Genomic DNA, 22,735 nt, shown 5'->3' with positions numbered 1-22,735 from the left:
TGACCCCGGCCTGATGGTTAAGCGTCACCTGCAGTTTCCATTCAATTAATATCCCCAGCGGGTGGGGAGCTACGCCCAAGCGATTCACGATCGCATCGCCGATGTCGGAGTTTCCATTCAATTAATATCCCCAGCGGGTGGGGAGACAGCAGGTAGGCATCGCATGAAAACAATCAAAAGGGTTTCCATTCAATTAATATCCCCAGGGGGTGGGGAGTGGAGACACAGCAGAGTGACCCGGTGGTACTGCTGGCCCTGTCAGTTTCCATTCAATTAATATCCCCAGCGGGTGGGGAGCAGTGAGGCCCGCGACGACCAGCGCCGAGCGGAGGATCGGTTTCCATTCAATTAATATCCCCAGCGGGTGGGGAGTAGGCGGCTAATTTCACTGTACGCAGAGACAGGGGAACCCGTAAAGATGTTTCCATTCAATTAATATCCCCAGCGGGTGGGGAGATCGCCCTGACCTGCTGAGCACTAAGGTTTACCCGCTGATTGTTTCCATTCAATTAATATCCCCAGCGGGTGGGGAGTTCCAACGTTTACCGCTTTTGCTCCCTACGACGCCTAGTTTCCATTCAATTAATATCCCCAGCGGGTGGGGAGTGACCCTATCTTGCACCTAAGCACAGCAGGGTGTCCAGGCCTCGGTTGCGAAGGATGCTTGCCTTGGCGACTACAGACAATCCAGAGTTGGCTTGCAAAAGCCCGAAAACCTTACTCAGTCGCCTTTCGAGGGATATCACCAAATAATAAGTCCTACCGCTGCTCATAACTTTATTCGCAATTCATACAATAATCGATTTCTGCATCTGAGTTAGAGGTACACCACCCCAAATTTCAACCTGTTCCAAGGTATGTTGTGAAATTGGGTAAAATCTAAGACTATCTTCCTCAAAATTAACATAACGGCTTAATATTCGTTTCATATCATCATACTTTGATTTAGCTAGAACAAGCTCAAAAACACTATATTGAACTCGCTTACCATAGCCTTCAAGAATATCAGACACTTTCTTTCGCCGCCTATTTGATGGGATGTCATAAGCTACAATGTATAAAAACATAGCCTCACCGGATCGAATAAGGCTGAAACCTGGTTGACTGACAAAACATGGATCATTAACCCTCGAAGCCCTTGGCTGACAAGCATTACAGGCGAAACGGAGCCATAAAACGTTCTAGATCGCCTCAAACCCCTGCTATAGGAGGCTTTGAGTAGCATCCAGGCAAACTTTTGTCAGTCAATCAGGGCTGAAACAGAGCCTTCGGGTTGTAAATAAACTTTTTGTAGTCCTTGACTTGAGCCATCAACAAATCCCAGCGGGGATGAAGCTCTTCTCCTCCGGCTTTGATCTCCTCTTCCATGCGGGCAATAAATGCACGTAAGTATTTGCGTCGCCCATTGCCGTTGAGATAACAACCGCCACTCTTGAATGTAAAGTCAGACTCTACATCCATGACCCTATGGTTTACCAAATACAGCATGAGTGAATCCGCTAATGGTGCTCGAAATGCTTCTATAAGGTCAGAACTAATGCTGCATGTTTGCGAGTTCCTTGATGTAGACAAGCATCGTAGGGATCGAGGTTTTGGGCCTCAATGAGGCTATAAAGATGATTCCACAGGAGTTGATAGCCAAAGCTCAGTAGTGCATTCACTGGATCTGTAGGCGGGCGACGGCTACGCTCCGTAAATTTGAACTCAGGATTAACTAGGCAATCGCCTAAAACCGAGAAGTAACTTGCAGCCCCGGCACCTTCAACTCCCATCAAAGCTTGGTTTGAACTGGCTTTGCTAGCACCAATGATGAGCGATTCCAGTTGCTGCACGGCTGCGGTTATAGACTCTTTAGAGCGTTGTCGTGCCTGACGCTGTAGAAGTACCCGGCTATTACGGAGTTTAGCTTGAACAATCGCCTTAGCCACTGAAAGCCGAGTATCTTCAGAAAGCTCACTCTGATATCGTGCTAACTGGCGATAGCCTTGCGGCATCGGCAATAATCGACCATGGCATTGCCCCATTCGAGACAAATATAGAATGGGAATATTGCGCTTAAGGCAAGCTCGTAACGCTTGTGTTGTTACCTGCGATTGGCCAAATACCAGCACCTGTTCGATCAAAGGTAGTTGAACCTGCTGACAAACATTGTCTTTCTGTTTAACAAGCAATTGTTCTTGGCAGAGGCTTACAGAGCACCCCTGCTGTGAAATATAAAGCGTTTGCATAATTTTTCTCAGTTGGAAAGCTATTGAGATGCAAAGTTTAAGAAGCAACCACTCCACCACACAGCCGAAACCTATCTGGGAACAAAAAAAACTTCGGTAAACTTAAGGTGCCCTAACCATCAAAAACTTGATGAAGGTACGAAAAGTTTAGTTTAAAGAAATAAAGAGTAAAACATAAGTACTTTAGTAAGCTTAAACTAGATACCTATGGTTCATATGTATCAATTAACTTCTGAATTTTTTTATGCAAAAAGCTGAAAATGCTAGCTTGGTCAAGGGATCTAAAGGATTGAGATGCTATTAAATTTAGGCAGTTAATAATACGCTTTTGCCAATCCTCTGCATTTTGAGTATCTGCACCCCAAGCCAGAAATAGATCCCGAGCCGTCAGGCCCCCTAGCCGATGGGACAAGGTATTGCGTTGATCTCGATTGTCCTGGCTCCAGAAAGATTGAAAATCAGTATTGCTGATAATCGCTGGTATAACTGCTTCTAACAGGGCCTGTTGTATATAGCCGTTGAGATTGGCCGATTCCCGTAATTGACCAGTGGCTCTATCAACAAAAGAAGGTCGGAGACTGGGGTAGCGATCGCAAATAGAACCCAATAACTGGGGATAGCGTCTTGGGGGATGCTGGATGTAGTCGCCATAATGAGCCAGCATCCATTCCCAAATCACACCTTCAACGGCCCTAAAGCTATGTAGCATGGCCTCTGATGTGTGCTGCTGATGTAAGCGCACCTGAGCCAACTGAGCCTGCTCATAGGCCATCCACCACCAGGTATGGCCCTGACGTTGCTGAGCAGGGGGTAGCGTGGACTTGACCCGCTGAAAGAAGGTTTTGAACTCTCCCTGATTCCAATCAACCCCAGCCTTGATCCAAATCGGCAATGCTCCAAACCGAGCTTGGTCTTGCTGAAAATAGGGGGCTAGAAGCGCTTCTAGTCCAGCGTAGTCGTAGCGCTCCCATAGTCTTAATGCCTGCTGACGGGTGCGGTCCCAGAGGTAGCTAGTGCCCTTGAAGGGGCCGCTATAGGCAGACGGTATCCCTTGGCGGTTTTGGTAAGGAGTTTGCTTGAAGTCAAAGAATTGGATGCGATCGCTATAGAGACTCAAGCCAGAGATCCGAGCGGCTTCTGCTGTTTGTCCTACTCCTCCCTTGATGCACAACCAAATCGGTTGTTGTGTAGAGACTTGAATCGTCTCGCGCCACACCTTCTGCCACCAGCGAAACATAGCCTCAAAGTCGCTGGGATTGGTGCCATCAGCCCCCAAAGCAATTAGTTCCACGGTTATGTGGGAATAGTGCTGCTGAAACCAGTCTTGGAGCAGGTAGCAGGCATTGAGCGTGTCTTTGTTACGCTCGGCTACTGTAGACGGCTGGTCAGTACCAACAAGATAAATTTTGCTGATATCCGCCGCCCTTTCCTGAAACAGCTTGCCCATAATGATTGGGCGAATGCGACTGCGGTACTGGTCGAGGTGGTCGAGCAAGAATTGGGTCAGCTCGCGGAATGTAATCAGGTCTTGCCCTAGGTCTTCTAAGACTTCGGCCTGCTCGCCGATGATGTCGCCGCGCATCTGGTCATCGCCAATATTGAACCAGTCCTCCGATTGGGTCTGAAACATCAAATCGCGGGTACCGATGGTAGCAATAAGAACTGCTTTCATAGAGTTTGTCTAAGCTTGTAATTGTTCAATGCCCCAGGAGTAAAGATCTTGTAGGAGGGATCGATCGGGCATAAGATGATCAGGTGGCAGTAAGGTCTGCAACAAAGAAATCATGGCTTTGTAAAGGGCCTCTGGTGTTGGCTGATCAATATGTGGCCAAATTTCATTTTGGAGTTCTTCCGGCGTCAGCGAAGTACTGCGGTGGATTACACTGTTTCGTAATTCATTGATGGCATCAAGTTGTTGCCAAGAAAAACTATCTGGCTCAATTTGCTGCGACTCTAGCCAAGCTATTTTGAGTTCTCCTAAAGAAGCTTTGTACTTCAATCCATAAACTTTTTTATCCTCTGGGGGAGTAATCAATCTCTGCTGAATCCAATTTTCGGTTTCATAACGCCAAAACAAAAGGCGCTCTAGCGTTTGGGCAAACTGCATGAAGGCTGCAGTGTAATTTTCGCAGCTCAGCTCTAATTCCATGAGCAAGCGAGTCTCCCAAATTTTGAGATATTTGCTCGTAGAAGTTTGTTTCCCTCCCGCAGGGCACATGATACTCACCGCCGCCTGCCAAATTTCGCGAATTTCACTAGTCGTGCAATTCTTCACATTTCTTGTGCCTACCCAGTTTTTTATCCCTTTTAAGGCGTCATCCATTTGCCAGTTAGTAGTTAGCGCTAAATAACCGGCTAGCTCGTACATAGGACGATGTTGGGGGCGATGGGCTTGCAGCCATACCTGGGCTTCTCGAAAATCACCTCGTTGCCAGGCTGAAAGAATGCGTGATCGCTCTAAAGGCCAAAAGTAACTGCTTAAGTTAACTCGCCGATACTCATTGGCAGGCGCAACGGTTTGGACTGTATCGCTGACTCTGGGATAGAGTGGTCGAGGCTCTGTAGGGGTAGTGGTGACAACCTGGCAGTCCCGCACTAATGCCCCGGCACAAATACTTAGTCCTTCTGCGATTGCGGGGGTGGCACCCTTGTTTTCAATTAGAAGGGTGAAGTCTGAGTCGTTAGGCAGTCGCGTCTGTAAGGCAAAGGGCAAAATGTGAGATTCTAGCTCATCGCGAATCGCTTCGGTATCAATAGCGCTGAGGAGTGGCCTAAAAACCTTGACTTGCAGCTCAGGATATTTTTGCTTAAGCTTACCAGCCATCAACTCTGCCAGCCAAGCCGTATCCATACGGCGATAGTGCCAAGAAACGGTATCTGGCTGTTGAGTACCCCACAAAATTACATGACTCAAACTTTTTGGGATCTGGTCAGCAATAATTACTTCATCCAGCAATAACTCAACGGGGCCAAAGTCCGCTTGCTGGCACTGCTGCCAGAGACGATACCCTAAGTCCCAAACGCTCCAGGGGTAGGTGTGATCGTTACCTTTGTCTTGATGATTATTTCGTTTAAGATCTAGTTCATTTTGGTAAAGTTCAGCGGTGTGCTGCGGGTCATATTTGACGCCATCGGCCCCTAAACTGCGCACTACGCCGTCGCGGCAACGCCACCCAACCTGACGGGTGCCTACAGTAATCATTAGGGTTTTCATTGTTTCGGATATCTAATAAATGGATCTACTGCAAAGGCCAAATTTGAGCGTAGTCATTGGGATCCGTCTGCCGTCGTAGTTCACTGGCATATCTTTGACGTGGGTCTTGAGTCGCCCCAAATACAGTTACTACCTGGTACTTGTCTAGATCCGCAATCCAAACGGGTGAGGGCTTAACGCCCCCCTGTACTTGGCCACAAAGGTTGCCGTCATAGTCTTGCCCACGCTTAAAATCTCGATGATGCAAAATTCTGAGAGCGTAGGGTTTGCCAAAGTCTTCTTGTCCATTGCATACGATAATGCGACAGTGACGATCAACAGCTTCCGTCCATCGATCGCTTCTTACCTGACCAACTTCCAATAGTTGACGAGGATTAACAGGATGATCAGCTAATCTTCCCAATGCCTCATAAAAGTCTTGCAACCTTCGCTGAAAAAGCCCTTGAAAATTATTGACTTTGCTGGGGAGATTCCAAAATGGATCCCTCACATCAGGAATTAGGGTAGACCCACGCCACCAGGGAGCCCGCTCACGGTTCTTGCGAGAGTAACAGGGCCGTCTTGCCCCCTGGCCAATCCCCCCAAGATGGAACATCACCCAGGTCAGGTTCTTAAACAGGACTTCAATGTCACGTTTTTGGCTGACAGATGTCTCCGACGAGTAAGCCAAGATCAACCGACCAGACTGTTCTCCACAGGGGTCATTCTGTCCTTGCCGAGTTGGTCGAGCTTCCCGCTGTACGACACGCCCATCAGCAATCCTAACCGCAACTTTACCTCGCGCCTGTTTAGGGCTAATTGCGCCGAATAGCTCACGTTCTAAGCGTTGCACTTCTGTAGATGGCAACACACCTAAAGCAAAAGCCCGGAACCAGTAGCGCAGTATTGATTTGAATGCGACTGGGCGTACCTCGGGCTCAGGGTTTCCCCGCATTTGCCATTCATTGCGACGATCATTCCAGTTCCACTGAGTAAACTTCTGGCATCCGTGGATGAGTTGCCCTTCAAGGGCAAAGTTTACACTGAAAAATTCATCTACTGCTGTCGATTGCCCCGCTCTGACCAAACTGCCATAGCCGGTATTTACCTGAGAGCCAATGCCAGAAGCTAAGCCGCGACTCAGCCACTGCTTAACTTTCTCCAAGGTCTCTGGGTTGCCATTAGTAGAAGGACGGATGCCAATCAAAAATGTTGCTTTTTCTAATGAGAAAAATGGATTGGGATTGGGGTTGCCGTATATCGGAGTATCACCATCCCATTTCCAGATAGCCGTTGCTATATCCACTGCCAATCCACAGCCATTGCCGGAGTGCTGTGGTAATGGATAGGCATCTAGAAAAACAACCTTACCCATACGATCCTTGCCTTCCGCATCCAAATGACCAAAATATTTAGCCGCTTGCTGCTCAGCATCTTGCCAAGCTTTTTTCACAGCTTCCCTGTCCGAGTAATCCAGAGCATTAGGTAGATTGTCTCTTATCGCTTGGGAACGAGCTACCCCTCGTAGCGTGCTGGCAGGAATAAAGGGCATCCCCAAGGCATCAAAGGCAGGTAGCAAAATGTTTTCTGGCCCTCGATGTCCACCAACGCGAATGCGCCACAAGCACTTGACCTGAAATGTGTTGTCTTCCCCCGCAATCAGTCGAGTGCGGTCAGTGAGGGTTTTAAGGCGATCGCGGTAATTCGCATTCTTCTCTGCCATTTGCAGAATTTGGACTTTGGTGGAGTCCTTATTGGGATCGTCTTTTCGATAAGACCGCATCCACCGTAGATGTTCCACAAAGCTGGCTTCAGGTGTTGGATCAGGATTGGGATCTAACGGATGCTGCAACCAGGGCGATGGAACATCACCATTTCCACCATTGTGGCCTCCTCCTCCATTGCCACCGTGTCCTCGGTTGTCACCAGAATTACCCCGATTAACACCCACCGTAATTACTTTTTTGGGCTTGCCTGATTGTTCCTTGGGGCTAGGGTTACTTGTGGCCAGGGAAGGCTTGCCAGTCACTGATTTCTTTGGTCGATCAAAAACCACAGTTATACCTCACCCTTAATGTCGTTATAAACCGCTGTTGCCCAAAAGCTGAATTCTTGAGCGATCGCCAGTCCTAACCCGGTCAAACCAAGGTAGTCATCCGTGTCAAGTTCTTTGAGGGTACTCAATCCATCTGCCCCAGATAACTTGCGTTGTTCTGAAATCTCCTCTAAACACACAAAATACTTTTTGACTACCTGCTTTTTCCCTTCCTGGTTCAGCGCCATCTCTTCTGCCTTAAGCCGCATTAGGCCCCAGGTTGAGAGATAGGTATACAGCTCAACTGCCTGATTTTTCTGTTCCTTAAGGCGCGTTTCATCCTGGCTGGGTAAATTTCTAAGCTCATAGAGAGCTTCATAAACAGGCTTGCCCATCGTACGCGGATCAAATCCCATTATTCAGCCCTTTCTAATTGTTATCTAGCCAAGTTTGTACAAACCCACGTCCCAAACTCTCTTGCCCACCAATTTGTAAAATTGAATGTTGCTCAATGAGTGTATGGAAAGCGTTTGTGGAGTCTGGTTTCTTCCCATTTGCCTGAGCGGTAATGCCCCAAGGGAAGTACATCAGCGTATCTGGCGGAATAGCCTCTTCGTAGCGGAATCCTCCATCGACGGTTTTATGTTCATCAAGTTTGACCTTAACCTGCCGCCAGAGTGCCATTTGAAGGAGTGTGGCACAGTGCTTATCAGGCAGCACCAACACTCGCTTGATACCTTTTGATTGTTCGGCTTGCGGGACAAAATTCTGCCAGGTATTCCAGCCGTTTAGCTCCGACGGCTTGAGAATGGCATCTTTAAGATAGACAGGCTTTTGACCATTAAGATTAGTACTGTAGTCAGCAGGAATTTCCGTCTTAACTTTGTTGAATTTAGCCCATCGCCTTAACAAAAGCGGGCTGCTAACCCAAATCACTCCATGACTTAGAGAGGGTACGGGCAGCCAAAGAATAGAGCCGTCGCCAATCCACAGGGCTCCTTGCTTGAGGTTGTCATCTACACCACTGGTCACATCATCAATGGTGTTACCCCAGAGTACAGTTCTACTCCCATCTGGCGTTGCAGCCCGCAAGCGACCTCTAATCGAACTCGATGGGATGTAAGGAAGGTCCGTATGGGATTCACGCGCAATCCCGAGTAGATTCCCTTCCTGGGTTGTCCCTCCAGTATGGAGGGGCGACAATAAGTAGAAATAAACCAAATCTTCAATCATTGTTGTTTGCTCCAAAAGGAATCCAAAGCAGTTCAGAGTAGCCGAGTTGCCGCCAGTTATGCACCTTGTGCGTAGGATTGTCTTGAAAGAGACATGCTGGCCGTTCCAAGTAGTAAACGCTACCGGGTGGGGCAGCAAACACTTGGGGCGATGGCACACTGTTACCGCCCGAACGAAATCTGCCACTGATGGGTACAGGTCGATCTGTTGCCACACTGACCAATGGGCCACGGGTTTGATTTTTGTTGGGAGCATGGGCTAACCCCCATTCCCAAGGCCAGGCACGACAGGTGGCAACCCCATGGTGATTGCGCTCAAAGACACCAGGGGTCAATAGATAAGCCAGCGATCGCCCTCTCTTTGGATCTTGAGATAGGGCCGTTTCTGCCTGCTGGTAGTTATGTTGAGACAGATCTTGCAGAGCCTGCCACTGCTCGTCCAGGCTCTGACAACGCTCTATCACAACCCGATGCCCCTCACCGCCTAAGCCCATGGTCGTTGGTAGGCCAGCCGCTTGGAGCTTAGTGTGGATGTTTTGATCCAGCCCGATTGCTAAACTCCAGTTTTCGTCCAAGCGAATAGCATTTTCAACAAAGTAACCATCCCTGTCCTTAACCTGGCGAGTGTCTGTCTTTAGGGTATTGTGAGGCCGAGACTCTACTGTCCAAGGATAAGGCGATCTCCCTGGGGGGAGTTTCCAAGCTGTTTCAGGAGGGGACTTTCCAGCTAAAAGATCTAAAACACTTTCCTGGTGCAGAAACTGCCGATAATCTGCTTGCTCTGATTGGGAGTCAACAGGTTGTAAGTCTTCTAGCAGTAGTGGCGCAGGCTGTAATGGATGCCACAGCATTTGCTGGCTAGGATGCTGCTCATCTTTTTCCCGCAGCCAAGAGGTTGGCCATAGGCATCGAGTGCCTACATAGTTCAATGGCCGAGGTAAATACAGGCATTCTTGATGACAGAGAAATGGCCCTTTTAAACCATAGGTTTCCTCATTAGGCCGATCGCTAGGCTTGCTGTCTCGTCCCAGTAATGCGCTTAATGCCCCTGCAATCGCATGTCCATTAGGAGGAAACACACTGCCAGCCCACGCTCGTTCCCCAGGGGTAAAGGGTTTAGCATCTCGAAATAGCAATACATCCAAAGGGGTCAAAGTATACCAGTACATCAACGATGACCTCCTGGGAGAATAGCGATGGTGCGTTTACGAAGCACAAAAGCAGCCAGTTTTAACCAACTTTTAAGAGTTGGAGGTACATCGGCTTCGGCGGTAGACTGCCAAATCGTTTCGATGAAATGTGCTAAGGCTTCTTGAAACGATGCTTTGGCTTCTGTCCCTAACTCAGTAGAGAGGAAAATATCTCTGCGATCGCAAAATGCCGTTACCCAAGGTGTTATCGCCTCTTCCAATGGGATCGGGTGTTGATCCATTAACTCAGCCGCCTGTTCAAATAAAGCCGGGTCAAAGCCCACATCAGGGTGGGTGTCTTGGAACTGAATTAGCCGTTGCCATTGGTTTAGCACTTCAAACTTGGCGGTAGCGCTCAATGTATTGCCGTTGCCATAAATAACTCGAACTTGCACCGCATCCTTCAAATCACCTTTAGTAGACTTATGCTTCTTCGCTTGCTTCTCTGCCTCTCGGAGGCTTTCTAGTGCGATTGCCAAGGGGACAGAATGATGGGCTATGACCACCCCAAAGCTGATGCTGGCAAAACTCCCAAGGGTAAAGAGGGGCCGATCGGTAAGCCCTTCCGGCAAGGTATCTTTTTGCCATTGCCAGTAATCTCCATCTGCTTTAAATTCTTTGGCAGGATCCTCATCACCCTTAAAACACTGACGGATATCCCATAACCATCTGTCCCACTCCCACAGGTTCGTATAAGCCAGGACATCATCACCACCGCTGTAAATCAGGCGTCCGGCATAGCGTTGTTCTGTAAGGTATGGCACCAGTTGATTGGAGAAATCTAACAGTGCCCGAGAAAGGGCAGCGTGGCTGGCCGGTCCCATCCGCTTTCTAACTTTGAGGAAATCTTGAAATGGAGTTTTGATCGATGAGGGCATCGCCTCAACTTTTTGAGCTAATGCTTTTGGAATGTAGTCTTCATAAGGCTGGAGGCGATTACCCTTCAGCCATCCGCCCATATCATCTCCGTCACCAACAGCTAGGACATACCAGTCGGTGGGGTTATTGCCCGTGCTGAAATATTGGGCAATGGTTTGCTTCACGTTGCCTAAGTTGATTTCAACCTCATCCTCTGGGCACTCCTCAATTAGCCAGCTAGCATTCAATAGACGAGGGTTGGGCCAGTGCCGATGATGTTTAGCTATCCAAGGAATACCCCATGGTGTTTGACTGACCTCAGTACTCCAGCCAAACTGTTGTTGGATGGCGCGACAACAATTGTGATAGCGCTGAAGGTTCGCAGCCGCTGCTGTATCCTGTTGGTCAACTCGCTGCTCTAGCTGCTTTAACCAGCCCGCCACGCCGGAACTCAAATCAGGGTACAGAACAGACACCTTGCTACTTCGTTTGGGGTCAGTCTGTAGTCCTAGTACCGTTCCTAACACCTGGTGCAGTCCTCGTTTAACTACTTCGGTAGCATTTAGTTCTTCTATACCGTCAAATAGGTGCGCACGATTAGTCCAAAATCTGTGGGTCTGACCTTCCGTTGCCCAACCTGGTTTTTTGGGGTCATAGATTGGGTGCACGACTGGCCCTAGTCCAGAAATCGTAGATCTGGGGCCAAAGGCAGTGGGGAGTTGCCAAGTACGACCATTCTTAAGACCGGTAAGGTTGCGCCGTAGTTGGTCAAAGATACTGCCCCACCAGGAGCCCACGTTCAAGTTGGGATATTTACCAGATAAATGAAGGGCTGGCTCATCCTTCCCTTCATCACCGTCCACTACCGCTTCTGCATCAGTCAGCTTATCCAACTGGAAAACAGCCCTTAAAAAAGGCTCTTCTCCAGTTTTGAGAAATAACTCAGTTTGCTGGGCTGGATTATCGTCAGTCCCTGGTCTATTTTTAAGTTGAGAAAATTTGTTTTCCGCAGATGTCCACTCACTAAAGCTCTGTTCTTGACGAGGAGTTTGGTGCAAGGGCTGGTTACTATCCCCCAAAGGTAAGGCTGTCCAATAGGTTTGCCATTGTGATCCAAGCCAAGTGTCCCAAGCCTGATTATCAATCTTGCCCCAGGCAGAGGAGCGACGCTGTAAATCCGACCGCACGGCTTTACCTAGCTCTGTCCAGGCTTCCTTAATGGATTGCTCAGCCGTCTGCATCGCCGCTGCTACTGAACCACCCTTAGCCTCGCCGTTGTCCGGTAGTAACATCACAACGATATTGGGAAACCCTGCCGTCAGTAGTTTTTGCTCGTCAGGGATTTGCATCCACTGGGTAAAGTCGGGATATTTCTGAAGTAGCCAATGGTCAATCAAGGGCTGGTCATAAAGGCAGGGATAGACCACCGTATCGGGGCCATATTTCCAGGCCATACGCCAACATGCCTGGGCTGATAGGTAGTGTAACAGCCAGGATCCGGCCCAAAGGTCCCGCATCTTGCGACTAGCCTGAATCAGTTCTTGAACAGGAGTGAACGTGAAGGTAGCTAGGTAAGGGCGCGATCGTACAAAATGCTTCTTCTTCTGAGGGTAGTCTTCGGGCCGAGTATTATATCCCGCTAAAGCCCCTGCCAACGCAGACGTGATTGTACTATGACTCCACAGAGAAGCATCTGGAATCCGGGTATCAGCAGGCAGAAGATGGGTAGCAGGGATATCCTTAGCCACTTGTTCTGGGTAACACCGCCAAAACCACCAAAAGACCTTGCGAGCGTCTTGGCAGGTTCGAATCTCTGGAGGAATGATGTCAACTTCCTGAGTCTGAATAAACTGCTGGCGATCGCCGGTTGCAAATTCCTCTGACCATTGGGTTAGGTGCAGATGTTTTCCCGAAAGGAGGTGTCGAATTTCTAACCCTTGATCACCATAGGCGACAGCACTGTACTGGGCCGGTAAACGACCAATGGTAGTGCGATCGCTTGCAGATGCAATCAAGTCACAGAGCCCGACGTACTTTAGCCATGTGCTATTACCAGCAAAGTCTTTATGCTCGACAAACGCTTTTGGTGAAACCCACCCCTTCATGCATGACAGCTGTTGCCATGGTCCTTCATCGCCAAAGTGTTGAGATGAGCGCAACGCCTTCAATGCCGGGTCATGGAGAAGCCCCCAGATTTTGGCTTGCCAGAAGAGTTGAGTCATGTGAAGCGTTCCTTTGGTTGAAATCTGACCGGGCTAAACAGACCGCCCGTTAACAACTTTGTCGAGTATGGCCGACTCAATCCAGCTGGGGTAGAATTTTAATGCGAATGACGAATCCGACACACGCCGTCACATCCAGTCCCAGGATGCCTGCTCTCATAGCGTCTCCTGATCTCTCCTGCGTAAAGGATCAGAATCAGTACGGTTTTCCTTATTGAGTGAACCGTAACGCTATGGACAATCGCATTAGTCCACCGGCCGGGCCACTCCCCAGCCAATAAAATAAGAGCATTCCATTTTCTTGAAGTGTTTCCTGCCATGGGTGCCGATATCATTTGCCATATGCTGATGGGGCCACCTGGTAGCGGAAAAACTACCCTGGCTCATAAAATGCAGCAGGCTATAACCGGCAGCTGTATAGTCTCTACCGACCAAATTCGCAAAGACCTCTACGGCGATGAAGCCATACAGGGTCAGTGGTCTGACGTTGAAGCTGTCATTCAGGAACAGGTTCAGGATGCCCTAGGGTTAGGCCAAAGCATCATTTACGACGCTACCAACGTTAAACGGGTCTGGCGAATGGCCCTGCTGAACAAGCTTTCCTATCCCGATATAACTTGGATTGGTTGGTATCTCACCACGCCCCTCGCCACCTGCCAACAATGGAATACCCGGCGCAACCGAGCTGTGCCCGATCATGTCATTGAGGAGATGCACAATGCTCTTCAGCAGTTTTCACCCCTTCCTGCTGAAGGGTTCGCGGCAATCTACACCATTAACCCCACATCAAACCTAGACGAAATTCAGTCCAAGCTGAGCAACCTCAGCCGTAGCATCACCAATCGCGCTAACCGCACTCGCCACAACGATATCCAACTCCACCGCTATTCAAGCCTGCTGGCCTTTGATCGGCTGATGCACTTGATTAGTCTGCTGGTTCAATATCCTGGCTTAGGTTGCTTACAGAAGCATGACCCTGAGCAACTTAGCGCGTTACTGGGGGGTAAGCACTGTTCTTTCTCAGAGTCCTTAGATGAAATTTGTTCAGTGCTAGCTCATCAGCAAGGTAACCTTTATGCCGACCCCGTCAAGATTGCACAGGACTTGGATTGGTTAGAGGAGAATGGCTTGTTAAGCCCTGTCCCTACAGAAGCTGAACTAACTCTACCCCCAAGCGTTGAAGAAGCCGTAAATCCTCACTCCTACACCGATTGGGAAGCTTTCAACCGGGTTTTGACAACTATTCGGTTTATCGCTCACCATCCATTTTGCTGGCTACCTGAACACAGCAGTAGCCTTAAAAGCCTGATCAGTGCTATGCAGAAGAAGGGGTTACTCATAGGCGATCGCCAGGCGGCATTACGTAAGGACATCGAGCAAGTAATGAAACCCTTTGGGATTCTGCCTCGCTTTCGGATGCGTCGAGGCTACTTCATTGGCAGCGGCGTTTTATCAGAACGGGAATTGTTGAGGGTAGCTGGCTTACTCCAAAGCCAGGTAAAAAATATTCAAGACCCTGCTGCCTTAGCAATTCTCGAAACCCTTCAAGACCGTCTACACCGCAGCCAGCACGACCTCGCGGACTTGTATCCAGTCAGGGCTATATGTAACCGAACCATCATAAATCCTGACCTGTTACCTACCTCAGCCATTGCTAAGGACCCAGACCGTCTAGAGTCGGAAATTGAGACAGGACAACTGCTTGAGCTAAAACGGTTTGCTGGTGTTGGTCTTTTTGATGGACAACCAGACGGGTTCTTTTATGTTTGGCCATTGCAGATTGTCTTTCACAATATTGCCTGGTATCTAGCGTACGAGATAGCTGAAGGTCCAGAGGTAGGCTTACTGCAGTTCGAACGCCTCGATCGATTATTTCGGGGCCGCCCCCAATCTCATCAGCGGGATCTTGCGGCGCAGCAGCAATCTTTGCATCGTCTCCAGCAGCTTTATCAGGCTTGTAGTAGTCTTTATTTGGGCATGAATGCGAAGGCCCAAAAGCAATTCCTCAGCCGCAATCCAGAGGTACGAGCCGCTGCTTCTATGCAGCTAGAGCTGTGGTTTACCGATAAGATTTTTGCGTTTGTTAGCGAGGGGACTCAGCGTTTTCCCATGGCTCAAATGAGGATGTCTCCAAAGTTGACAGGAAACCCCAGTAAATCTAGTGCTCTTTTTACTTTACCTAAGAGTAGCGATCCACTCTATCCCAACCGACTGCAAGTTCAATTGCCTAGTTGGTCTAGAGATGATCGAGATCTACAGCGGTGGATCCTAGGGTTTGGAGCCATGGTTAAAGTTGTTGCGCCTCTCGAAATAGCTGCTCAAATTCACAAGGTTGGATGTGCGATCGCAGAACTATATGCCTCTCCTGAAACTCTAATGTAGTAGGGCTGGGAACAAGTAACCGATGTTCTCAGCCTGCTCCTTCCAAACGCTCTACACCATCAACCCCACTACCTCAAACCCATTAATCTTTACCCCAAACATTGACCCGAAGCATTCTCTATGTGATAGCGAAAGCTCGACTCCCTTGGCTCATCCAGCAGCAATGGAATCAACGCCTGCAGCAGCCCTCCATGCGCCACCAATTCAGAAGCGATGGGGAGAAGGTGCTGTTTGTGCTGGGGTTGCCTCAGCGATCGCTGGCAGGAAAGCAAAAGTCCCCAGCGCGCAGGGGCCGAAGTGAAATTCCACTGGGGCTAGAGTAGCAGGCTTCCCCCTAGCTGTGGCCCTGATTGGCTGTGCTAGCTTGGTGGAGCTCTTGATCAGAATGAACCTCTGCTGAAGAGCACCCCGGCGGTAGGTTAATCCGCTAGGGGATGCCCTCATCATTGACAGGCGATCACCGTCGAGGGCACAGAGCGAATTTACAAGACCTACCCTACTAATGCGATCGGTGATGGCTCACGGGTATGCTGCAAGTCAGGGGACTGACCAGTCATAGACCAAGTGAAGTTATGACAGATTGGGCATTCAAAACCGAGTTCAACCTAGAAGAATTCATCTGGGCCAACTTAGGGGCGCTGTTCGGACTCGAGCCCCTAGCTCGCCAGTATGGCATCAAGGGCCAAATCTGCGACATTCTAGCCACTACCTCAGAACAGCAGCTTGTTGTCCTCGAACTGAAGAACATCGAAGATCGCTATGTAGTGCAGCAGCTCACCCGCTACTATGCCAGCCTGCGCCATGCCCAGCCTTTTCCCGACCAGATAGACTACAGCCTGCCCATCCGCTTGGTAGCGATCGCCCCTACGTTCCACGCCCACAACCACATCGACCGAGAGTACAACCGCCTCGACTTCGAGTTTTACCGCTTCACGATTATCGGCGATGGCGAGCGCTTCAGGTTTCAGCTTGTCCATGCTGACTCAGCCGCAGAAACAGCGGTTGAGGTAGAGCCCAGCTTTCACCCTTACCTCCAAACCACGGGGGCCGCACCAGCGCTCCAAACATCTGCGCGGGTCATCGGGCGGCCACCCAAGTCTCTGCGGATGCGGCTAGAGGGGATAAAGCCAGAAAGTGCCGCTGTGGTATCGGCCCTGCGACTCCAAATCCTTGAGTTTGACGAGCGCATGAGGGAAGTGGGCCTCACGAGCCGAACCCTATACGGCTTGGCTAAGGGGGAGAAAGAAATCTATAAAACCAAGCTGTGTGCAGAATTTTGGGCTACCCATGTAGGCACACTGCCCGAACTTTATTTGAGGCTGCCTTACCCAAAGCGGGTGATTCAGCAGCCAGGCTACAGCTACATAAGGGGAAAAGCTAAAGGTTTTGCCTGGGCCAGTGTTTCACTATGGCTTACAGAGAGAATCGTTTTCTTTTACCTGAGCAAAAGTCGCAGTCGCTATAGCTATAAGCTTTCCTATAGCGACTATGCCAATCTCTGTGAGCCGCTGCTAGGCCATCGACCACAGCTTGACTCCTTTGAGGATCTAGTTGCCTTAGCTTTAGCGGAATGGAAGCAGATAGTAGGAGAGTGAGTCTTTACCCTTGCCTACTGCGCCGGAAAGCTAAACATCTGCACTGCATAGATCTCTGTCCCCGTGGGCGATGCCACGATGCCATAACCAAAGGTGGCGTAGTGGGAAGTCAGCAGGTTCTCGCGGTGGCCAGGGCTCTCCATCCACCCCTGCTGGTATTCCTCTATCAAACCTAGTGACAGAGCCATCGGGATAGTCCCCTTCTGCTGCATGATATTTTCCCCGGCCCCAACCTGGCCCCCTGCTGCTGTAAAGCGAGCTGAGGGATCTTGGCCATCGGGGTTAACGTGGTCATAGAACTGACGAGCCAGCATGTCTTCTGCGTGTCTTTGGGCCACCTGGGAGAGCAGCGGATCTTCTACTAACGGTGGCAAACCATTCGCCAGTCGATCGCGGTTCACCACCTCCAACCCCAGCGCTCTAAGTTCGGGCAGCGGCTGATTGCCTAAACGGAAGTTCCACTGAGTTTGAGGTTGTCCAATTGCCCAACCAGGGCCACCCGCACCATTGCTTTGGAAGAACAATTGGTGAAGCTGCACTAGGGCATAGCCGCCGAACACCAGGGCAGAGAGAACCACTGCCCAATGGTGCTGGGCTACAGGATGGCGGCGACTTACAGATCGACTAGAACGACGGTGCTTCGACATCTGCTTCTCATCAAGAAGGTATTAACGGAGCAGATTTCGATAGTAGGTATTCATGTGCTCGCGGGCTGCTGGATCAGATGGAAAACTACGGGTTGTAAAATCCATTCCTTGGCTCGATTTAATGCGTAGATAAACATCAGTGGCATTAACTCGCCAAACTTCCATCGTGTATCTCACGTTGCCACGATTAGCCTGATTATTAAAGATTCGGCTGCCATCGCTTCTAATTGCACTGGTTAAATGCTCACAGGCCAGACCATCTCTGTCGTCGTCCACAGAAGATGGCGCGGTGCCCATTGCGTAATGCCACTGAGCCTCTGGATGGGTCGCAAAGGCAGAGCAGGTTGTGCCTGCATAAGGAGGCAGACTTTGAGCACTAACCGTAGTTCCACCTAGTAACAGGAAAAATAGAGGAGAAAACTTTAGTGCTTGCAAGACTAGATTTTTCATTAGGAAGAATTATGGATTAAGGTAGATTCATCATTCCCCTTCTACCTAAGCAAAACTCACATCATTGAACTGGTCAGCATGAAAAATATCCACACTTTATTTTCCATGCTATTACAGCATTAACACTTCATAATTTTTCCATCCCTACTGTCGGCAAAATGCTGTCATCAAGGAGATCAGAAAAAAAACCTCCAAGACTACCGCTGGTTTTGGAGATTACAAAATTTCAAGTGCAAGTCTGTCATGGCCAGAGGCTCGCTTTATCCACTGAGCCTCTAATCGCAGGAGAGGAAAGGTCCATATCTTAATTTAAATAAGGCTGCTCAGGTATATGATTATTGGTGCAACGGCTAAACCTATCAAAATATAGTGAATAAAGAGTTGGGCTTTATGTCTTCCCATAAAGCCAGGTTTGTAAGAATTGAAAATTGCACGATCAAGGAGATAAATATCTTTCGCAAAAATCTCAAGAACACGCTCAGCTCTTTTTCGGTGTGAACTAATCCAGTTGCGAGATGCAATTAAGTAGCCCACTGCAAAAGCATTAACAAAAATCATAGTTAGTGGAAGTAAAACTCCCGTCACGATATTTAGGCTTTGAATGTTACCAAAGCCAAATGTAAACACTACGACACTAAATGTCATTGCTACATTAGTAATAATGAGCCCTTGCTCTTCAAGCTTAGAAACTCTGTCATAGTGGTGCTCATAATACATTCTAATAAATTCTGGATCCACATTTTTAATATCTTTAAAGTCATCTAGTGTATTTTTTTTATTATTGTCAAATTGTTTGCTTTGGTCAGCGTTGTTGGCAGTTTTTGCTTCACTCTCGTCTGACTTGAAATCAAATTTCTCTGGATTCATACAGCTTCCTCTATTTTGCTTGACTAGGAAAGAACGTAAACATTTTTATAACCTATAGGTGTTTAAGCCTAGTCTTTATTCTTCCCTCTAAACTGAAAAAACTCTCACTTCTTGAGAAAAACTGGTTGCAAAAAAGTCCCATCTTTTATTGCTTAATTTTAATCAGTATCAATATTTCACAATTAATCTACTCTCACTAACTCATCCCACCGAGTCGTCAGCCTTGGCGATCGCCATTCAACTCGCATCCCCCACCCTTACTGCAATCCCTCATCGGCTCAGCGCACAGTCCCCACCTTGAACCGTCGATTCAACGAGTTCATAGCATCCATCAGCCACATGTCATCTCGCGCCTGCCCTCATTCACAAACAATCTGCCCTGGCGCTATCAGCATCACCCCGGCCTTGTAGTAGATGAAATAAGATGAAATAGCTTTTTAAGTCTATTAGCCAGCCCCTCAGCACAGTCTTCCGCTGGGGAGGGAACCCAGAGGGAACAATGTTAAATTTCCTTCAGCGCAATTGCGGAAAACACCTGTAAAGCTGCGTGTACGAGGATTTGACTTTGGGGAAAACTCGTTAGAGCAATACAGTGCAAGTGTTCTTTGTTCAAGTTATGAGTTTGAGCGTGGACTACTTGAGCCACTGAAAAGCCCGTTCTAGCTCCGCCACCCCGTTCTCTGGAAACCAGCGACCGTGGGCCAAAATAATCTTCTCGGGTGCCCAAGCTAACATCTGTTCGTAGCCTTTCCTCGCCTGAGCTTTACGGCCCCAAAACGTCATCCTTAAATCCAGGGGAGCCTTACCGTTGGGGTCGGCTATACCAGCCAGGTAAATCAACCAGCGAAAGGCTTTGTCTATCTTGGCGGGTTCAACGTTTTCAATCAGGTCGGTCAAGATCAGCGTCTTGCTCTGCCGATGGAAGAACACCACTTCATCTAAGAACCGACTGCCGCGAACGATTGCCTGGTCAATTTCTGTGGCCCACTGCGGCGGTGGCGCATCGTCTAGGTCAGCATGAAAAGTCGTTGGAATTTGCTGGCTGTCAGCCCGCTCTCGCACCCCTGGAGATGCCCAGGCGATCGCCTGAGGGTAAGCATCTACCCAGCTCTGAATGTGGGCATAGTGAATCTTGTTGGGCGATACCAGATGTTCGACGGGGCCAAGGTTGTCGATCTCGGCTTTGAGAGTAGGCGTTAGTTCTATGGGGGAATGGCACCACAGCCCGCCATTGCCTAGGCGCACAACCGTCATTCGAGTGGTGAAGGGAATAGCCGTGCCGTACATCGACATTTTGACAATGGGGCCATCCACGATCCAGATGCCGTCATCAACGGGCTTGAGGGTGTTGATGGGTTCGTATAGCGTCAGCAGGTCTTTGACCATGGCCAGTCAAGGGATAGCGACTCCACCATTTTGAGGTCAGTCGCTAGTCTTAGTAAAGACGACAGCGGCTGAAGTCGATCTCTGGCCCGGTGGAGCATTGTACTAAACCACGACCCGCTGCCAGGGCAGATTCACGAGTGGAGTAGGTTTCGCCATCAGTCAGGGCAGACAACTCTGGAGTGATCACCCAGCAAAAATATCCTGTGGCACGGCAATGGGTAACAGCCACAATCCAGTCAGAAACGGCGATGAGTTGAACTAAAGAGTCTTCCATATCTTGACCCTCCTTCCTTGATTCTGGACTGGAGGCTTAAATTCCAGTAATTCCGGTTGAGATAGATAACTACCTATTGCGTTCTGGAACAAGTGTACTAAACTAAATCTCTGAAGACAACTGTTCTGGGGTTCAGGAGTCTTGTCCTACAGCACTGAGGCGACTATGGCGGCTAAGAAAGGCGGAAGCAAAGAGCAGACCGAAAAAGAAAAGGCGCTGACTCTGGTGCTCGGCCAGATTGAACGCAACTTTGGCAAAGGGGCAATCATGCGCCTGGGCGATGCTTCCCGCATGAAGGTTGAAACCATTTCCACCGGGGCACTAACCCTCGACCTGGCCTTGGGCGGTGGCTTACCCAAAGGGCGGGTGATTGAGATCTATGGCCCTGAGAGTTCGGGTAAAACTACCGTGGCCCTGCACGTTCTGGCTGAGGTGCAGAAGGCGGGTGGAGTTGCCGCCTTTGTAGACGCAGAACACGCTCTCGACCCGATTTATGCCGCTGCCCTAGGGGTGAATGTCGATGAACTGCTGGTGTCCCAGCCTGACACTGGAGAGATGGGCCTGGAGGTTGTGGATCAGCTGGTGCGATCTTCGGCTGTTGATCTCGTGGTAATAGACTCGGTTGCAGCGCTGGTGCCACGGGCCGAGATTGAAGGCGAAATGGGCGATACCCACGTGGGCCTTCAAGCCCGACTGATGAGCCAGGCACTGCGGAAGATCACCGGCAGCATTGGTAAGTCGCAGTGTACGGTCATCTTCCTGAACCAGCTGCGGCAGAAAATTGGTATTTCCTATGGCAACCCCGAAGTCACGACCGGGGGTAACGCGCTGAAGTTCTATGCCTCGGTACGCCTCGATATTCGCCGCATTCAAACCCTGAAGAAGGGAACTGAAGAGTACGGCATTCGGGCCAAGGTCAAAGTAGCTAAGAACAAGGTGGCCCCGCCCTTCCGCATTGGGGAATTTGACATTCTCTTTGGCCAAGGCATTTCTACGATGGGCTGTCTGGTTGACCTGGCCGAACAGCATGGGGTAATCGTTCGCAAAGGGGCCTGGTACAGCTATGAGGGCAACAACGTTGGCCAGGGGCGCGAGAACACGATCCAGCGACTACAAGAGGATGCCGAGTTTGCCCAAAAGGTAGAAGCTCAGGTGCGCGAGAAACTAGAAATTGGTGGCGCTGCTGTGGACGTCACGGATGTAGAGATTGAGGTAGAGGCTGAAGAGGAAGCCGCTTACCTGGATGAGGACGAATAAAGGCGCTTAGCCCCAGTTCCTTACCAAAGAAAACCCCTGCTGTGGCTACTCAACGAGCTTGCAGCGGGGGCTTTTTAGTAAATGGCATCTACCTAGGTTCAGATTGCCCAGGGCAAAGAGGGCGATCGCTAGCAAGTTTTATAGGCCATTCGTTGTAGAGCGGTTGAGCTGCCGACGGTAGCCACCTCTGCCAGGGGAATCCAGGCCAGGTCGTTAGATTCCTTAGAGACTATATAGCTCATAGATTTGGCGACGAGCAAAAACCGGATGTCGTAATGCATATGGGGCGGCTCTTTAGCCGTGTTGATGGGGTGGTGGCCGATGTCGAAGATGGTGGTTTGTAAAGGCTCAATTACCTGGATACCAGATTCCTCCCTGGTCTCGCGCAGGGCTGCGGCTAACAGGGAGTCATCCTCTTCGCCCACATGCCCCCCCACCTGAAGCCAGCGGTTAAACTTCCGGTGATGGGTCAGCAGCACATGGGATTTTGCGGCATTGACCAACCAGGCTGAGGCAGTGAGGTGTCCAACGTAGTTGTCTCGTTGCCAAAAGCGATCGTGTTCCTCCAGGAATGCCAGCGTGGCGACGATCGCCTGGGCCTCTGATGGGTCAAAGGGGGTGTGAGATGCGATCGCTTGGGCGCAGATCTGGGGTTCGATCATCGTCTAAGGTAGGTGCTGGTTCAGGCACCTCTTGGAGGTGAGTCTGCACAGTCTAGTTGCTTAAGCGTGCCTAAGGGGAGGAAGCAATGCTCTTTCATAGCGGCTTTGCCAACGCTTGAGGATCAGCCTCAACAACTGCAATACGCCTAACGGCTTAGCCTCGCTCCCTCAGTAGCAGCATGTCTTGATCTGTACTATGCTTCAGGCCAGAAACCAGGAACATAGGATAACCCCAACTCTGGGGCAGCATCAATAAT

General features: G+C 49.6%; 18 protein-coding genes, 1 pseudogene and 1 CRISPR repeat array (1 of these 20 cut by a window edge). Of the genes and pseudogenes, 4 read left to right on the top strand and 15 right to left on the bottom strand.

Features of this window, described 5'->3' with window-relative positions; translation table 11 throughout:
• Positions 1–606: direct repeats of the CRISPR family, unit length 36 nt; unit sequence GTTTCCATTCAATTAATATCCCCAGCGGGTGGGGAG; it reaches 4,207 nt to the left of the window's first position.
• A gap of 182 nt (positions 607–788) precedes the next feature.
• The 9 genes and pseudogenes from cas2 to cas10 all read right to left on the bottom strand — a co-directional run bounded on the left by cas2 (position 789) and on the right by cas10 (position 12,958).
• Positions 789–1,067, bottom strand: coding sequence for a CRISPR-associated endonuclease Cas2 (cas2, locus tag H6F57_RS02195; RefSeq protein ID WP_190624402.1), 279 nt, complete (start codon positions 1,065–1,067; stop codon positions 789–791).
• A gap of 181 nt (positions 1,068–1,248) precedes the next feature.
• Positions 1,249–2,228: pseudogene (cas1, locus tag H6F57_RS02190) on the bottom strand (CRISPR-associated endonuclease Cas1).
• 205 nt (positions 2,229–2,433) lie between these two features.
• Positions 2,434–3,900, bottom strand: a complete 1,467-nt coding sequence (locus H6F57_RS02185; RefSeq protein ID WP_190624401.1) for a hypothetical protein — start codon at positions 3,898–3,900, stop codon at positions 2,434–2,436.
• Between the two features lie 9 nt (positions 3,901–3,909).
• The gene (locus H6F57_RS02180) at positions 3,910–5,442 is read right to left on the bottom strand and encodes a hypothetical protein (RefSeq protein WP_190794971.1); all 1,533 of its coding nucleotides are present in this window, start codon (positions 5,440–5,442) and stop codon (positions 3,910–3,912) included.
• A 25-nt stretch (positions 5,443–5,467) separates the two neighbouring features.
• Positions 5,468–7,477 (bottom strand): RAMP superfamily CRISPR-associated protein, encoded by a 2,010-nt coding sequence (locus H6F57_RS02175; protein WP_313933538.1) that lies wholly within the window; start codon positions 7,475–7,477, stop codon positions 5,468–5,470.
• Positions 7,478–7,479: 2 nt separating this feature from the next.
• On the bottom strand, positions 7,480–7,872 hold the full coding sequence (locus tag H6F57_RS02170) for a hypothetical protein (RefSeq protein WP_190624399.1): 393 nt from the start codon (positions 7,870–7,872) through the stop codon (positions 7,480–7,482).
• A 13-nt stretch (positions 7,873–7,885) separates the two neighbouring features.
• Positions 7,886–8,689, bottom strand: coding sequence for a type III-B CRISPR module RAMP protein Cmr4 (gene cmr4, locus H6F57_RS02165; protein ID WP_190624398.1), 804 nt, complete (start codon positions 8,687–8,689; stop codon positions 7,886–7,888).
• A complete protein-coding gene (locus H6F57_RS02160; RefSeq protein WP_190624397.1) occupies positions 8,682–9,857 on the bottom strand; it encodes a type III-B CRISPR module-associated Cmr3 family protein in 1,176 nt (391 codons plus the stop codon). Before H6F57_RS02160 ends, cmr4 begins: the two co-directional genes overlap by 8 nt.
• On the bottom strand, positions 9,857–12,958 hold the full coding sequence (gene cas10, locus H6F57_RS02155) for a type III-B CRISPR-associated protein Cas10/Cmr2 (protein WP_190624396.1): 3,102 nt from the start codon (positions 12,956–12,958) through the stop codon (positions 9,857–9,859). Before cas10 ends, H6F57_RS02160 begins: the two co-directional genes overlap by 1 nt.
• Positions 12,959–13,276: 318 nt before the next feature.
• Between cas10 and H6F57_RS02150 the strand changes: the two genes are divergently transcribed.
• The 3 genes from H6F57_RS02150 (at position 13,277) to H6F57_RS02145 (ending at position 16,935) form a co-directional block, all read left to right on the top strand.
• Positions 13,277–15,340, top strand: coding sequence for an ATP-binding protein (locus H6F57_RS02150; protein ID WP_190624395.1), 2,064 nt, complete (start codon positions 13,277–13,279; stop codon positions 15,338–15,340).
• A 191-nt stretch (positions 15,341–15,531) separates the two neighbouring features.
• On the top strand, positions 15,532–15,663 hold the full coding sequence (locus H6F57_RS27895) for a hypothetical protein (protein ID WP_277873712.1): 132 nt from the start codon (positions 15,532–15,534) through the stop codon (positions 15,661–15,663).
• A gap of 249 nt (positions 15,664–15,912) precedes the next feature.
• Complete coding sequence (locus tag H6F57_RS02145) at positions 15,913–16,935, top strand: endonuclease NucS domain-containing protein (RefSeq protein WP_190624394.1); 1,023 nt, start codon at positions 15,913–15,915, stop codon at positions 16,933–16,935.
• Positions 16,936–16,949: 14 nt separating this feature from the next.
• On the opposite strand, the gene H6F57_RS02140 is transcribed toward H6F57_RS02145, so the two are convergent.
• The 5 genes from H6F57_RS02140 to H6F57_RS02115 all read right to left on the bottom strand — a co-directional run bounded on the left by H6F57_RS02140 (position 16,950) and on the right by H6F57_RS02115 (position 20,559).
• Positions 16,950–17,513 carry a CAP domain-containing protein gene (locus H6F57_RS02140; protein WP_190624393.1) on the bottom strand — a complete coding sequence of 188 codons (564 nt, stop codon included), beginning with the start codon at positions 17,511–17,513 and terminating at the stop codon, positions 16,950–16,952.
• 90 nt (positions 17,514–17,603) lie between these two features.
• The gene (locus H6F57_RS02135; RefSeq protein WP_190624391.1) at positions 17,604–18,032 is read right to left on the bottom strand and encodes a hypothetical protein; all 429 of its coding nucleotides are present in this window, start codon (positions 18,030–18,032) and stop codon (positions 17,604–17,606) included.
• Between the two features lie 309 nt (positions 18,033–18,341).
• Positions 18,342–18,899, bottom strand: a complete 558-nt coding sequence (locus tag H6F57_RS02130; RefSeq protein WP_190624389.1) for a hypothetical protein — start codon at positions 18,897–18,899, stop codon at positions 18,342–18,344.
• Positions 18,900–19,532: 633 nt separating this feature from the next.
• Entirely contained in the window at positions 19,533–20,285 is a 753-nt protein-coding gene (locus tag H6F57_RS02120) for a DUF4336 domain-containing protein (RefSeq protein WP_190624387.1), read from the bottom strand.
• Between the two features lie 49 nt (positions 20,286–20,334).
• On the bottom strand, positions 20,335–20,559 hold the full coding sequence (locus H6F57_RS02115) for a hypothetical protein (protein ID WP_190624385.1): 225 nt from the start codon (positions 20,557–20,559) through the stop codon (positions 20,335–20,337).
• Positions 20,560–20,724: 165 nt separating this feature from the next.
• Between H6F57_RS02115 and recA the strand changes: the two genes are divergently transcribed.
• Positions 20,725–21,816: a recombinase RecA gene (gene recA / locus H6F57_RS02110; protein ID WP_190624438.1), complete on the top strand. Its 1,092-nt coding sequence runs from the start codon at positions 20,725–20,727 to the stop codon at positions 21,814–21,816.
• Positions 21,817–21,944: 128 nt separating this feature from the next.
• Here recA and H6F57_RS02105 read toward each other — a convergent pair whose 3' ends face one another.
• Positions 21,945–22,478, bottom strand: a complete 534-nt coding sequence (locus H6F57_RS02105; protein ID WP_190624383.1) for an NUDIX hydrolase — start codon at positions 22,476–22,478, stop codon at positions 21,945–21,947.
• Positions 22,479–22,735 lie beyond the last annotated feature (257 nt).

Source organism: Leptolyngbya sp. FACHB-60 (genome assembly GCF_014695775.1).
In the GTDB taxonomy this organism is placed as follows: domain Bacteria; phylum Cyanobacteriota; class Cyanobacteriia; order Phormidesmidales; family Phormidesmidaceae; genus Nodosilinea.
Note: the sequence above shows the minus strand (reverse complement) of the source record. Positions and strands in the feature narration are given on the sequence as shown.

What these genes read in the sequence shown, in the direction of transcription:
- H6F57_RS02115 (WP_190624385.1), bottom strand. Translation starts at nt 20,559, where the DNA reads ATGGAAGACTCTTTAGTTCAACTCATCGCCGTTTCTGACTGGATTGTG.
- cmr4 (WP_190624398.1), bottom strand. Translation starts at nt 8,689, where the DNA reads ATGATTGAAGATTTGGTTTATTTCTACTTATTGTCGCCCCTCCATACT.
- recA (WP_190624438.1), top strand. Translation starts at nt 20,725, where the DNA reads ATGGCGGCTAAGAAAGGCGGAAGCAAAGAGCAGACCGAAAAAGAAAAG.
- H6F57_RS02105 (WP_190624383.1), bottom strand. Translation starts at nt 22,478, where the DNA reads ATGATCGAACCCCAGATCTGCGCCCAAGCGATCGCATCTCACACCCCC.
- H6F57_RS02180 (WP_190794971.1), bottom strand. Translation starts at nt 5,442, where the DNA reads ATGAAAACCCTAATGATTACTGTAGGCACCCGTCAGGTTGGGTGGCGT.
- H6F57_RS02160 (WP_190624397.1), bottom strand. Translation starts at nt 9,857, where the DNA reads ATGTACTGGTATACTTTGACCCCTTTGGATGTATTGCTATTTCGAGAT.
- cas10 (WP_190624396.1), bottom strand. Translation starts at nt 12,958, where the DNA reads ATGACTCAACTCTTCTGGCAAGCCAAAATCTGGGGGCTTCTCCATGAC.
- H6F57_RS02150 (WP_190624395.1), top strand. Translation starts at nt 13,277, where the DNA reads ATGGGTGCCGATATCATTTGCCATATGCTGATGGGGCCACCTGGTAGC.
- H6F57_RS02185 (WP_190624401.1), bottom strand. Translation starts at nt 3,900, where the DNA reads ATGAAAGCAGTTCTTATTGCTACCATCGGTACCCGCGATTTGATGTTT.
- cas2 (WP_190624402.1), bottom strand. Translation starts at nt 1,067, where the DNA reads ATGTTTTTATACATTGTAGCTTATGACATCCCATCAAATAGGCGGCGA.
- H6F57_RS02170 (WP_190624399.1), bottom strand. Translation starts at nt 7,872, where the DNA reads ATGGGATTTGATCCGCGTACGATGGGCAAGCCTGTTTATGAAGCTCTC.
- H6F57_RS02120 (WP_190624387.1), bottom strand. Translation starts at nt 20,285, where the DNA reads ATGGTCAAAGACCTGCTGACGCTATACGAACCCATCAACACCCTCAAG.
- H6F57_RS27895 (WP_277873712.1), top strand. Translation starts at nt 15,532, where the DNA reads ATGCGCCACCAATTCAGAAGCGATGGGGAGAAGGTGCTGTTTGTGCTG.
- H6F57_RS02130 (WP_190624389.1), bottom strand. Translation starts at nt 18,899, where the DNA reads ATGAATCCAGAGAAATTTGATTTCAAGTCAGACGAGAGTGAAGCAAAA.
- H6F57_RS02135 (WP_190624391.1), bottom strand. Translation starts at nt 18,032, where the DNA reads ATGAAAAATCTAGTCTTGCAAGCACTAAAGTTTTCTCCTCTATTTTTC.
- H6F57_RS02145 (WP_190624394.1), top strand. Translation starts at nt 15,913, where the DNA reads ATGACAGATTGGGCATTCAAAACCGAGTTCAACCTAGAAGAATTCATC.